The 12,499-nt window shown below is 65.3% G+C and carries 9 protein-coding genes; 3 read left to right on the top strand and 6 right to left on the bottom strand.

Annotated features, from left to right (window positions below; all coding sequences use genetic code 11):
* Window positions 1–17 precede the first annotated feature (17 nt).
* A complete protein-coding gene (locus J3U06_RS05665; RefSeq protein WP_267444574.1) occupies window positions 18–2,741 on the bottom strand; it encodes an FtsK/SpoIIIE family DNA translocase in 2,724 nt (907 codons plus the stop codon).
* Window positions 2,742–2,841: 100 nt separating this feature from the next.
* Between J3U06_RS05665 and J3U06_RS05660 the strand changes: the two genes are divergently transcribed.
* On the top strand, window positions 2,842–3,573 hold the full coding sequence (locus J3U06_RS05660) for a Fic family protein (protein WP_267444573.1): 732 nt from the start codon (window positions 2,842–2,844) through the stop codon (window positions 3,571–3,573).
* Between the two features lie 24 nt (window positions 3,574–3,597).
* Here the strand turns inward: J3U06_RS05660 and J3U06_RS05655 are convergent, their stop codons facing one another.
* Genes J3U06_RS05655 through miaB form a run of 3 tightly spaced genes read right to left on the bottom strand, consistent with a single transcriptional unit; the run spans window position 3,598 to window position 6,545 of the window.
* Window positions 3,598–4,119 carry a MerR family transcriptional regulator gene (locus tag J3U06_RS05655; protein ID WP_267444572.1) on the bottom strand — a complete coding sequence of 174 codons (522 nt, stop codon included), beginning with the start codon at window positions 4,117–4,119 and terminating at the stop codon, window positions 3,598–3,600.
* Window positions 4,120–4,153: 34 nt separating this feature from the next.
* Window positions 4,154–5,158, bottom strand: coding sequence for a tRNA (adenosine(37)-N6)-dimethylallyltransferase MiaA (gene miaA / locus J3U06_RS05650; protein WP_267444571.1), 1,005 nt, complete (start codon window positions 5,156–5,158; stop codon window positions 4,154–4,156).
* Window positions 5,145–6,545 (bottom strand): tRNA (N6-isopentenyl adenosine(37)-C2)-methylthiotransferase MiaB, encoded by a 1,401-nt coding sequence (miaB, locus tag J3U06_RS05645; protein ID WP_267444570.1) that lies wholly within the window; start codon window positions 6,543–6,545, stop codon window positions 5,145–5,147. The genes miaA and miaB overlap by 14 nt, the downstream gene beginning before the upstream one ends.
* Window positions 6,546–6,696: 151 nt before the next feature.
* Between miaB and J3U06_RS05640 the strand changes: the two genes are divergently transcribed.
* Complete coding sequence (locus J3U06_RS05640; RefSeq protein ID WP_416378843.1) at window positions 6,697–7,407, top strand: GTP pyrophosphokinase; 711 nt, start codon at window positions 6,697–6,699, stop codon at window positions 7,405–7,407.
* A gap of 120 nt (window positions 7,408–7,527) precedes the next feature.
* Here J3U06_RS05640 and J3U06_RS05635 read toward each other — a convergent pair whose 3' ends face one another.
* A complete protein-coding gene (locus tag J3U06_RS05635; protein ID WP_267400161.1) occupies window positions 7,528–8,367 on the bottom strand; it encodes an aldo/keto reductase in 840 nt (279 codons plus the stop codon).
* A gap of 458 nt (window positions 8,368–8,825) precedes the next feature.
* On the opposite strand from J3U06_RS05635, the gene J3U06_RS05630 reads away from it, so the two are divergent.
* Window positions 8,826–9,629 carry a Bax inhibitor-1 family protein gene (locus tag J3U06_RS05630; protein ID WP_220237134.1) on the top strand — a complete coding sequence of 268 codons (804 nt, stop codon included), beginning with the start codon at window positions 8,826–8,828 and terminating at the stop codon, window positions 9,627–9,629.
* A gap of 66 nt (window positions 9,630–9,695) precedes the next feature.
* Here J3U06_RS05630 and acnA read toward each other — a convergent pair whose 3' ends face one another.
* Window positions 9,696–12,425 (bottom strand): aconitate hydratase AcnA, encoded by a 2,730-nt coding sequence (gene acnA, locus J3U06_RS05625; protein WP_267444569.1) that lies wholly within the window; start codon window positions 12,423–12,425, stop codon window positions 9,696–9,698.
* Window positions 12,426–12,499: the final 74 nt, after the last annotated feature.

Here is a 12,499-nt window from a genome sequence, read left to right as displayed (position 1 = left end):
GCTTTTTGGGCCGATGTTCAGCCCTGCGCTTGCTCATCCGGGGCGGGATCCATGGAGGTGGCGTCGCCTCGGATGAAAGCCAGAGCCTGCTGCAGCTGCGAGGGCTGGATGAGCACCTCGCGGGCCTTGGAACCCTCGGATGGCCCTACGATTCCCCTCGACTCCAGCAGGTCCATCAGCCTTCCTGCCTTGGCGAAGCCCACACGCAGCTTGCGCTGGAGCATGGAGGTGGATCCGAACTGGGTGGTCACCACCAGCTCGGCCGCCTGGAGCAGCTCGTCCATGTCGTCGCCGATCTCATCCTGGATCTCGTTCTTGTGATCCGCCTTGTCGGCCATCTGCTCGATGTCCTCACGGTAGTGGGGCTTGCGCTGGGTGCGCACATAATCCACCGCCTTGCGAATCTCGGACTCGGAGACCCAGGCTCCCTGGACACGGGTGGGCTTGGCCTGGCCCATGGGCAGGAAGAGGGCGTCGCCCTGGCCGATCAGGGTCTCGGCGCCGGTGGCATCCAGAATGACCCGGGAATCCGTAGAGGAGGATGTGGCGAAGGCCAGCCTGGAGGGGATATTGGCCTTGATCAGGCCGGTCACCACATCCACCGAGGGTCGCTGAGTGGCCAGGACCAGGTGGACGCCGGCGGCACGCGCCAGCTGGGTAATCCGCTGGATGGAGCTCTCCACGTCGTTCTTGGCCACCATCATCAGATCGGCCATCTCGTCGACCACCACGACCAGGTAGGGGTACGGGGCCACCTTGCGGTTGGAGCCGGCCGGGGCGTGGACCTTGCCCTCACGCACGGCCTTGTTGAAGTCCTTGATGTGCCGGAATCCGAAGAACTGCAGGTCGTCGTAACGGGCATCCATCTCCTTGACCACCCACTCCAGGGCCTGGGCGGCCTTCTTGGGCTCGGTGATGATGGGCGTGAGCAGGTGGGGAATGCCGGCATAGGCGCTCAGCTCCACACGCTTGGGGTCCACCATGATCAGGCGGACCTGTTCCGGCGTAGCCCGCATGATCAACGAAACCAGCATGGAGTTGATGAAGCTGGACTTGCCCGAACCCGTGGCGCCGGCCACTAACAGGTGGGGCATTTTGGTCAGGTCGGCGGTCACATAGTGGCCCTCTACATCCTTGCCCACGGCCGTCATCATGGGGTTGTCGTCCTGCTTGGCCTTGTCGGAGCGCAGCACGTCGCCCAGATGGACGATCTCGCGGTCCACGTTGGGAATTTCGATGCCGATGGCCGACTTGCCGGGGATGGGCGACAGGATGCGCACGTCCGAGCTGGCCACCGCGTAGGCGATGTTGCGTTGAAGGTTGGTGACCTTCTCCACCTTGACGCCCGGGCCCAGCTCCACCTCGTACTGGGTGACCGAGGGGCCGCGCAGGAAGCCGACCACCTTGGCGTCCACGTCGAACTGTTGGAAGGTCGATTGCAGGGCCTTGATGACCGCGTCGTTGGCCGAGGTCCTGACTGCGTGGGGCTTGCCCTTGACCAGCAGATCCGTGCTGGGCAACACGTAGGGCCGACTCTCGTCCACCTGGCGGTCATCGGAGGAGCTTGACGCGTCGGCAGCCTGGGCTCCCGTACCCTGGGCTCCAGCCGGCTGGTTCCCCGCTCCCTGAGCGGGTTGGGCATCCATCTGCACGGTGTCGGCTGCAGCTGCGGCAGCGGCCCAGGGGTCCGAGGCCCCCACACCGGACAGGGCGGCCGGATCCACCTTGGGGTGCCCCTGCTCCCTGGCATCCAGGAGGGCAGCCGTGGCCGGGGCCTCTACAGCGGGCATGTTCTGTGTGGACACCTGATCGGACTGCGCACCCTGCGCCGACCGATCACCTTGGTCAGCACCCTCCAGCGAGGCCGCCTGGGAGAAGGGCTCGTCAGCCTCGTAACGCTCAAGATGGGTGTCCGTATCCTTGCCGATGCGGCCATGCAGCAGCCGACTGAACCAGCCGGCCACCCCGCCCCTGTCGGAGTTCTGAGCATCCTCCTGGCCCGGCTCCTGGTGGGTGGGCACGCCGGGCGCCAGGGGGAGGGTATCATCGCCCAGCCTGACCTCGTTGGGGGCAGTCTGTGCCGGAGCCGAGCTGGAGGCATGGGTCCTCTTGCCGCGCAGCCAGGCCATGAGGTCGCTCATATGGAATCTGAAGGTGATGAAGAGGCCGAAAATGCCCACAAGGACAAAGATGATGACGGCGAAAACCTTGGACAGTCCCCAGGCCAGGGGCGAACCCAGGAAGAACCCCAGAAGGCCGCCTGAGCCGCTGATGGCCGTCATGTCGAAGCCTCGATGGTCCGAGGCCATGAGCACGTCCAGAATGGAGCAGACCGACCAGAGCACCACCATGAGGCCGCCCACCACAGGCAGGTTGCCCGCCTCGCGCCCGGTGTAGCAGACCAGCCGGAAGGCCGCAAAGAGCAGAACCACCGGCAGGATGATGCTGCAGAGCCCAAGAACACCCGCAGCCAGGGCATGCAGCCCCCGCCCCAGGAAGCCGTTCACACGGAACCATTCGCTGGCACAGAAGAGCACGGCCAGGATGACCAGCACGAAGCAGAGTCCGTCCTTGCGGTAGGCGGAGTTGTCGCCGTTCTTGCCGGCCACGGCGCGAACCAAGGATCCCAGGCCGCGCGGCAGGGCCAGCAAGGCCTTGTGCCAGAAGGGTTCCGGGTCCTGGCTGTCCTTGGATGCGGTCCGGCCGCGACCGCGTGCGTCTGCTTGCTGCTTACGTGTCATAACCCTTTCAGCCTACCCAGAACCCCGGTCTGCATCAGGCCCGCCGGGTCAGTGTGCACAACTCTTTCAGACGGGGGCCGCCCGGGCTAGCATCGTTGGCATGACACCAGCCGAACGTCAGAGCGCCGTGGCCTTCGCCCTGCGCAACCTGCTTCTGGATGACCATCGGCCCAGTCCTTTGGCTCTTCAGGCGGCCAGCGACTTTATGGCGGGCAGAAGGCAGGCCGAGTCACTGGCCGACCAGGCCCGACGCTTGGAGGCACAGAGCAGTCATAAGAAGGCCAAGGCAGATACCCCGGCGGATGCCCTCTTTCTGCGGAGCATCCTGGTCTGTCAGCGGCCTTGGGCGACTGAGGGCGATCTTGAAGAGCTGCGAGCCATCCACCGTCGGCTGCTGCCCAGCCTGCCGGAAGAGCAAGTGCTGCGCCGACCTCAACCGGGGGACGACGCCAGCCTGTATCCAGCGGCCATGCTGGAGCAGGGCGCTGCGGCCATCGGCCAGGAGCTGGCTGCCGAACACAACCTGGCCAGCCTGGACCGTCCGGTCTTCGTGGAGCGCCTGGCCCACTATTACGACGAGCTCTCCTACCTGCATCCCTTTGCCCACTGCGACGGCATGACCCTGCGCATCTTCCTCTCACGCCTGTCCCACGATGCAGGCTGGGACCTGGACTGGGGACGGGCCGATCCGACCGCCCACCGCCGGGCCATCCAGCGAGCGCTCCGAGGCAACACCGACGACCTGCAGACCCTGATTGCAGGCATGGTCCGCCCGGTCAACCCAACCAGAATATTTCTGATCGCCGGATGGGACCAGGGCCCAGCCCACTGAGCCGACAACCTCAGCCCGACAGCCTCAGCCTGCCAGCCGCTCGTTGCCGCTGCGCTTGGCGGCCTGAATGATCTGGGCACTCTGACTGATCAGTTCCGTCGCCCCGGCCTGGTCGTGGTCGCGCACGTGCCCCCAGTATCGTATTTTGAGCTGCACATATCGCTTCCGCGCCCGCAGGTCGGCCATCCGCTGGTCCAGCCGCCGTCCCTGCTCGGCCAGAAGTTCGATCTGCCGTCCGGCGGCCTCGGCTCCCCCGGCACGATTACCCAGATACTCGCGCATGTGCTCCAGGGACATGCCGGTGGCGCTCAGGCAGGAGATGGTCTCCAGCAGGTCCAGATCCTCCTGGTTGTAGCAGCGGTGGCCGCTGGAGGGGTCCCTGGCGATGGGCGGAATGATGCCTATGGTCTCGTAATAGCGAAGGGTGGTCTCCGGCATCCCCGACATGAGTGAGGCCTGGCGGATGGTGTACCAGGGCCCGGATTCCTGGTCGGCCTGGGTTTGAGCGGTCTGGGTTTCAGCCTGGGGCTGCATGATGGTGGTCATACCCGTCCAGCCTAGGGACTTCAAGTACTTGAAGTCAAAGCGCGCCCAGATGGTGTCTGGTCACCCTCCCCTGGTCCGACTGGTCGGCCTGGGCGTCCGCCTGGTCGAAGCGGCCTTGGTCGGCCTGGTCCACCAGGTCCAGGGCCTGCTGTGCCAGGTCCGGAGCCAGGGCATTCAGCCAGTGGATGCGCGGATCCCGGCCGAACCAGCCCATCTGCTTGCGGGCCAGGCGCTTGGTCTTCTGCGCTATCAACTCGAAGGCGGAATCCAGATCGGTGCGGCCGTTCAGGTAGTCCAGAATCTGCTGGTAACCCAGGGCGCGTGAAGCCGTAGTCCCCAGGCGGTTGCGCAGTCGTCTCACCTCGTCAACAAGCCCCTGGTCGCGCATGGCCTGGGTGCGCTGGTCGATCCTGCGGTCCAGCTCCTCCCGGGGCAGGTCCAGTCCCAGCTGCAGGGCGGGCAAGAGGTAGCGGTACCGGGGCAGGCTGGCCGAATAGGGCCGTCCGGTGATCTCCATGACCTCCAGGGCCCGCACGGTCCGCCGCACATTCCGAGGATCCATCCGGGCCGCAGCCTCCGGGTCCCGCGCCTGCAGCTCGCGGAAGAGCAGCCCGGGGCCCTCCTCCTGAGCCCGCTCCTCCAGCCTGGCCCTGACCGCCGGATCGGTGCCGGGGAAGGACAGATCGTCAATAACAGCCCGGGTATAGAGCCCCGAGCCGCCCACCAGAATGGGCCGGATTCCCTGCGCCCGCAGGTCGGCTATCAGGGATCGGGCCATGGCCTGGAAGCGGGCCACGCTCATGGCCTCCTCCGGCTCGATGATGTCAATCAGGTGGTGGACCACCGCCTGCCGCTCCTGGACCGACGGCTTGGCCGTGCCCACATCCATCCCCCGGTACATCTGGTAGGTATCGGCATTGACGATATGTGCCTCCTGCCCGCGCTCCTGGAGAGCCTGTGCCAGATCCACACCCAGGGCGGTCTTGCCCGAGGCTGTAGGACCCACGATGGAGACGATGCGGGGTTCAGCGGATGTCATAGACCTGCCCCACCCGGGGATCCGGGTCAGCAATCAGATAGTGGGGTCCGGCCTGGGTGACGGTGCAGGTGACCAGGTCGCCGGGCTTTGGCGCAGGCATTCCCTTAGGCACGCCGACGTGGACCAGCACCCCGGTGCGCTCATGCCCGGTCACCCGGTGGGTGCTGCCGTCATGCCGGCCGTGCCTGTCGCCGATGAGCACCTCCACGTCTTTGCCCGTGAAGGCCTTCATCTGCTCCATGGTGATGGACTCCTGCAGGGTATGCAGACGCTCGAACCGGTCCTGGACCACGGCCTTGGGAAGCTGGGTCATGCGCGCGGCAGGTGTGCCGGGCCTAGGCGAATACTCGAAGATGTAGGCCGACGAGAAGCGCGCCCGGCGCATCGTATCCATGGTGGCCTGGAAATCCTCCTCGGTTTCCCCTGGGAATCCCACGATGATGTCGGTGGTGATCAGGGCATCGGGCATGGCGGCCCGCACCTTGTCGAGTATCTTCAGAAAGCGTTGGGACCGGTAGGAGCGCCGCATGGCCCTCAGGATCCGGTCGGAGCCCGACTGCAGGGGCATGTGCAGCTGGTGCATGACCGTGGGCGTCTCGGCCATGGCCGCAATCACATCGTCGGTAAAGGCAGCCGGATGGGGCGAGGTGAAGCGGATCCGCTCCAGCCCGGGCACCCGGCCGCAGGCGCGCAGGAGTCGGGCGAAGGCGTAGCGGTCCCCCGTCGACCAGCCGTAGGAGTTGACGTTCTGCCCCAGCAGGGTCACCTGGCGGGCCCCGGAGCCCACACAGTCCCGGACCTCGTGCAGGATATCGTCCATGGACCGGTCCCGCTCCCGACCGCGCACCGAGGGCACGATACAGAAGGTGCAGGTGTTGTTGCAGCCGACCGATATGGACACCCAGGCCTGCGAGCGCGAGGCCCTGACCTCCGGCAGCCGCCCGGGCAGATTCCGCAGCTCCTCCGAGACCCCCACCTGAGGCCGCCCGTCCTCGCGGGCCTTATCCAGCAGGCCGGGCAACGAGCCGATGTCCCTGGTGCCGAAGACCGCATCCACCCAGGGCGCCGCCCTCACAATCCGCTCCCGATCCTTCTGGGCCATGCAGCCGCCCACGGCGATGCGCGTGTCGGGCTTGTGCTGCTTGAACCGGTGCCAGCGCCCGATGGTCCCGTACATGCGCTCGGTGGCGTTGTCGCGCACGGCGCAGGTGTTGAGCACCATCACGTCCACCTCGTGTGCGCGAACCTGCTCGGGCGTGGCCTGCTGGTAGCCGTGGTCTTGCAGCACCCCGGCAATTCGCTCGGAATCGTGCTCGTTCATCTGACAGCCCAGGGTCCGCACATAGTAGACGCCCCTGCTGCCCTTACGCTGAGCGGTCACGCTCATGCCCTCGTCTGCTTCCATAAGCCATGATTGTATGCGCAGGTCGGGTCCCGCGGCCATCGGGGCCTGTGCGTACCATGAGTCATGGTTACGAACGGCGGCATGGGAGGTTCATGTGATACTCGACCGTAACAGTGCCATGAGCGCATCCGAAATGAAGCAACGGCTGTCAGACTTGGACGAAAGGGACCGCCCCAAGCTGAATATCGACGAGATAACGGAATTCGTCAATCTCATGCAGACCTACGAGGGGGCCATGTACGAGATTTCGACCAAGCTGGACGTGCTGGACACCGAGTTCCAGGTCAGGTTCAGCCACAACCCCATCCATCACATGGAGCGCCGGCTCAAGAGCGTGGACTCGCTGATCGGCAAGCTGCACCGCAAGAACCTGCCCGTCACCATCACCTCGGTGCGCGATCACATCTTCGATGTGGCCGGCGTGCGTGTCATCTGCAACTACCGGGACGACGTCTACTCGGTCTCCCGCTATCTCTCCGACCAGTCGGACATCCAGGTGCTGAGGGTCAAGGACTACATCCGCAATCCCAAGATGAACGGCTACCGCAGCCTGCACGTCATCTATGCCGTGCCTGTCTTCCTGACCTCGGGCCCCCACTACACGCCGGTCGAGGTTCAGTTCCGCACCATCGCCATGGACTACTGGGCCTCCCTGGAGCACCAGTTGCGCTACAAGTCCGACCTACCCGACGCCCGCCTGGCCGAGCATTCGCAGACCCTGCTGGACTGCGCCCGCTCCCTGCAGAACATTGAGGTGCAGATGCAGTCCATCCACCGCGACATCTCAGGTTCGCCCCAGGAGCAGGATTCCGACGACGAAGCCATCAGCGGCAATACCGATTAACTGAATCCTCACAGATCCTTTACCATAGGAACCAGGCCAGGTGGAAGGGTTGGGGCTTCCGCCAGGCCCCAGGAGGTGGCCCCGCCTTCAAGGTCGGGTCTCCTCCTGTACCACCATTCCTCAGAAGTCGAAATTGTCGGGATCCGCGCCAGTGCGTTCATCCCTGTTCATGGCGGCGATGGCCTGCATGTCCTCGTCGCTCAGCTCGAAGTCGAAGACCTGCGCGTTCTGCTCAATCCTGTCCTTGTGGGTGGACTTGGGGATGACGATGACCCCGCGCTGCAGATGCCAGCGCAGCACGATCTGTGCCGGTGAGCGGTCGTAGCGCTCGGCCATGGTCTTGAGCCTGGGGTCGGCCAGCAGGTTGCCGCCGGTGCCGCCGAGGGGGCTGTAGGCCTCCACATCCACACGCAGGGTGCCGTGGCAGTAGTCGATCAGGTCGCCGTTGACGAACTGGGGCGAGGACTCAATCTGGTCGACCGCCGGCTTGGTGCCACTGATAGTGTGCAGCTCGTCCAGGTGGTGCTTCTGGAAGTTGCAGACCCCAATGGCCCGCACGCGCCGCTGGGTGTAGAGCTCCTCCATGTCCTCCCAGGCCTGCTGCCAGCCCTGGGCGGGCCAGTGGATCAGGTAGAGGTCCAGGTAGTCCACGCCCAGCCGGTCCAGGCTCTCCTTGAAGGCTTCCTTGGCCCGCCCAGCGCGGATGTCCTCATTCCAGAGCTTGGTAGTCAGGAAGACATCCCGCCGGTCAACCCCGGAGCGGCGCAGGCCCTCCCCCACGGACTGTTCGTTGCCGTAGATCATGGCGGTGTCGATGTGGCGGTAGCCCGCCTGCAGGGCCCAGGTGACGGCCTGGCTGGTGGCCTCGCCATCAGGTGTTTGGAAGACCCCGAGCCCCAGCTGGGGAATGCTGACCCCATTGTTGAGGGTGATGACGGTGTCGGTGACGTTTCCGGTCATATAGGCATACTCCTTGCCGGCCGATCAGAGGCCGTGACGTGTTGCCTGTTCATTCTATCTGCCAGGCAAGATGGGCCGAACCAGCGATAACGGCTTTTTGACAGATGTCGATGCACGAAACCGTGCTTGGGCATGTTCTTCATGCGTCCTGTCCTCCGGCTGGGCGGCTTTCCGGCAGGCAGGAGGCCGACATGGCAGACGGCACCGGCCCGCCTGGCTGCCGGTTCATGCATCCGGCCTCCTGCCGGGCCAGCCCGACAGGGCTGAGCGCCGCAGAGGCTCATACCCCTTAAATCGTGCAACACACAATCAGAAAGAGGCAACCGCAACGGCGGGGTGTAGGCAAGGAACCACCCCGCCATTGCGGCCAGAGCAAACACCCTTTATACAGCCAGCCCGCCATGTAGACTTGGATAAGATAACTATCCGCCACAGGCGGGAACGACAAGGAGGAGCAGATGGCTTTCAACGGGAATCCGCGGCCGCAGGCCCCATACAGTCAGTACGCGCAGCAGCCGATGCCGACCATGCAGGGCGGTGAGCCCTACAGCATGGGCTCGCCCATCGACGCCAACGCAGCATACAGCTTTGAAAAGGCGGAGCGGGTCTCAATGTCCCGCGCTTATGCGGAGATGGCCGTCGGCCTGCTGGTCACCGCCCTGACGGCCTATCTGACCGCCCGGACCGGACTGCTCCTGGCTTTCATGCAGGCCACGGGCACCCTGGGCTGGATCGGCATGGCCGTGGTCCAGGTGGCCTTCGCCATGATTCTGAGCGCCCGGATCATGCGTATGCGCACCTCCACCGCCCGGGTCATGTTTTACCTCTATGCGGCCCTGATGGGCTTCACTTTGAGCACCATCTTCATAACCTACTCACTGCCGTCCATCATGCTGACCCTGGTGATCAGCGCAGGCTTCTTCTTCGTTCTGAGCATGCTGGGGCTGACCACCCGGCGGAACATGCTGGGCATGGGGTCCATCTTCATGGCCGGCCTGCTCATGCTGATCCTGGTCCAGCTGGTCATGCTCTTCGTGGCCCCTTCGAACACGGCCCTGCGCGTGGTCTCGGCCATCGGCATCATCCTCTTCGCCGGGCTGACCATGTACGACGCCCAGCAGACCAGGGTCATCTTCGCCACCTACCGCAGCCAGGGGCCGGAGGCCATCAAGCGGGTCTCCATCCTCTGCGCCCTCAACCTCTACCTGGACTTCGTCAACCTCTTCCTCTACATCCTGAATCTGGTCGGCGACCGGAACTGACGAAGAAATCCCGCCCCTGGCATCGGGGGCGGGATTTTTTATATCTTTTTCAGGCATCCTGGTTTTTCAGGCATCCTGGTCGACCCTGGCCAGCAGACCACGCAGCACGTACTGAAGGATGCCGCCGTTGCGGTAGTACTCGGCCTCGCCAGGGGTGTCGATGCGCACCTTGGCCGCAAACTCCACCCTGCTGCCGTCGGGCCGCTGGGCACACACCTGGACCTGCTCAGGCAGGGAGCTGTTCAGCGCATCGACGCCAATCAGGTCATAGGTCTCCTGACCATCCAGCCCCAGGCTCTGGGCCGACTGACCTGCAGGAAACTCCAGCGGCAGCACGCCCATGCCGATCAGGTTGCTGCGGTGGATGCGCTCGAAGGACCTGGCGATGACGGCCCGCACGCCCAGCATTCGGGTGCCCTTGGCCGCCCAGTCCCTTGAGGAACCCGTGCCGTACTCGCTGCCGGCCAGCACCACCAGGGGCGTGCCCTGCCTGGCATAGTCCTGCGCAGCATCGAAGATGGTCGTCTCCTGGCCGTTCAGGAAGTCGTAGGTGAACCCTCCCGGGCGCACATTCAGCCCCACCGAGGCCAGCAGCTGGTTGCGCAGGCGGATGTTGCCGAAGGTGCCCCGGACCATGACCTCGTGGTCGCCACGCCGGGATCCGTAGGAGTTGAAATCCCTGGGGGCTATGCCGTGCTCCTGCAGGTAGCGGCCGGCCGGGGCATCGGCCTTGATGGCCCCTGCGGGCGAGATGTGGTCGGTGGTGACCGAATCCCCCAGCAGGGCCAACACCCGGGCCCCGTGGATGTCCTCCAGGGGGTCGGGCTGGGCCTTCATGCCGTCGAAGAAGGTCTGGCGGCGGATGTAGGTGGAATCCTGGTCCCAGTGGAAGAGCTCGCCCTCCGGCACCTCCAGCTTCCGCCAGCGATCATCCCCGCCGAAGACGTCCGCATAGTCGCGCAGATACATGTCCCGGTCCAGGGCGGTGCCCACTACGGACTCGATGGCCTCCTGGGAGGGCCAGATGTCCGCCAGCATGACCGGCTTGCCCTGGCTGTCCTGGCCCAGGGAGTCGTGCCAGGGGTCGAAGTCCATGGTGCCGGCCAGGGCGTAGGCCACCACCAGGGGCGGCGAGGCCAGATAGTTCATCTTCACGTCCGGGCTGATGCGCCCCTCGAAGTTCCTGTTGCCCGAGAGCACGGCCGTCACTGTCAGGTCATGATCGGCGATGGCCTGGTGGATGGCCGGGTCCAGGGGGCCGGAGTTGCCGATGCAGGTGGTGCAGCCGTAGCCGACCAGCTCGAAGCCCAGGGCATCCAGGTCCTTGCTCAGGCCGGTCCGGTTCAGATAGTCCGTCACCACCTGGGAGCCCGGCGCCAGCGAGGTCTTGACCCAGGGCTTGGGCTTGAGGCCCCGGGCGCGCGCCTGGCGGGCCAGCAGACCGGCGGCCACCATGACCGAGGGGTTGGAGGTGTTGGTGCAGGAGGTGATGGCCGCGATGACCACATCCCCGTCCCGCAGGCTGAACTCGCTGCCGTCGGCCTTCCTGACCGGCACAGCCTCGCCCTTGTCCTTGTCCTGGTCGCTGTAATCCTTAAGGTCCCGTTGGTAGGTCTTCTGGGCCTGGTCCAGCAGGATGCGGTCCTGGGGCCGCCGGGGGCCGGCAATGGAGGGCCGCACCGTAGACAGATCCAGCTCCAGCACCTGCGAATACTCGGGTTCGGGGCAGTCGGCATCCTCCGGGTCCATCCACAGGCCGTTGGCCTTGGCATAGGCCTCCACCAGGCGCACATGCTCGTCGCTGCGGCCGGTCAGACGCAGGTAGTCCAGGGTGATTTGGTCGATGGGGAAGATGGCGCAGGTGGAGCCGAATTCGGGGCTCATGTTGCCCAGGGTGGCCCGGTTGGCCAGGGGGACCTGGGCCAGGCCCTTGCCGTGGAACTCCACGAACCGGCCCACCACGCCCACCTCGCGCAGCATCTGGGTCACGGTCAGCACCACGTCGGTGGCGGTGACCCCCTCGGGAATGGATCCGGTCAGCTTGAAGCCCAAGACCTGGGGCACCAGCATGGAGATGGGCTGGCCCAGCATGGCCGCCTCGGCCTCGATGCCGCCCACGCCCCAGCCCAGCACACCCAAGCCGTTGACCATGGTGGTGTGGGAGTCGGTGCCCACGCAGGAGTCCGGGTAGACCAGGGCCGGCCCCTCCCCCTTGGTCCTGTCCCTGCGCATGACCACCTGGGCCAGGTACTCCAGGTTGACCTGGTGGATGATGCCGGTGCCCGGGGGCACCACGCGGAAGTTTTGGAAGGCCTGCTGGCTCCAGCGCAGGAAGCGGTAGCGCTCACTGTTGCGCTGGTATTCCAGGTCCATGTTGTGTTCCAGGGCACCGGGCACGCCCGAGCTGTCCACCTGAACGGAGTGGTCGATGACCATCTGCGCGGGGATGAGCGGGTTGACCAGGGAGGGATCGTCGCCCAGGGCCTTGACGGCATCGCGCATGGTGGCCAGGTCGACCATGCAGGGTACGCCGGTGAAGTCCTGCATGAGCACCCGGGCGGGGGTGAACTGGATCTCCCTGTCGGACTGGGTCTTGGGGTCCCAGTCCAGCAGTTGATCCAGCTGGTCCCGGGTCACCGTGGTTCCGTTCTGGTGCCGCAGCAGATTTTCGGCCAGGATGCGCAGGCTGTAGGGCAGGTGGTCGATTCCCGGCAGGTCACTGATCCGGTAGTATTCGAACTCCTCGGAACCTACCTTGAGCTTGGAACGACCGGCATCTTGTGCGGATTCTGACATGCACCACCCCTTCCCTGGACGCTCAGGCGCCGGCCCTTGCGCCCACGTGGACCGGCGGCAGGAGGACCCCAGGC

It is taken from the genome of Bifidobacterium sp. B4142 (assembly GCF_026537325.1).
GTDB lineage: Bacteria > Actinomycetota > Actinomycetes > Actinomycetales > Bifidobacteriaceae > Bombiscardovia.
This window is presented reverse-complemented; position numbering and strand designations above follow the sequence as displayed.

Excerpts from the sequence above, each read along its gene's own strand:
- J3U06_RS05665 (WP_267444574.1), bottom strand. The coding sequence starts at position 2,741 with ATGACACGTAAGCAGCAAGCAGACGCACGCGGTCGCGGCCGGACCGCA.
- J3U06_RS05660 (WP_267444573.1), top strand. The coding sequence starts at position 2,842 with ATGACACCAGCCGAACGTCAGAGCGCCGTGGCCTTCGCCCTGCGCAAC.
- J3U06_RS05655 (WP_267444572.1), bottom strand. The coding sequence starts at position 4,119 with ATGACCACCATCATGCAGCCCCAGGCTGAAACCCAGACCGCTCAAACC.
- miaA (WP_267444571.1), bottom strand. The coding sequence starts at position 5,158 with ATGACATCCGCTGAACCCCGCATCGTCTCCATCGTGGGTCCTACAGCC.
- miaB (WP_267444570.1), bottom strand. The coding sequence starts at position 6,545 with ATGAGCGTGACCGCTCAGCGTAAGGGCAGCAGGGGCGTCTACTATGTG.
- J3U06_RS05640 (WP_416378843.1), top strand. The coding sequence starts at position 6,697 with ATGAAGCAACGGCTGTCAGACTTGGACGAAAGGGACCGCCCCAAGCTG.
- J3U06_RS05635 (WP_267400161.1), bottom strand. The coding sequence starts at position 8,367 with ATGACCGGAAACGTCACCGACACCGTCATCACCCTCAACAATGGGGTC.
- J3U06_RS05630 (WP_220237134.1), top strand. The coding sequence starts at position 8,826 with ATGGCTTTCAACGGGAATCCGCGGCCGCAGGCCCCATACAGTCAGTAC.
- acnA (WP_267444569.1), bottom strand. The coding sequence starts at position 12,425 with ATGTCAGAATCCGCACAAGATGCCGGTCGTTCCAAGCTCAAGGTAGGT.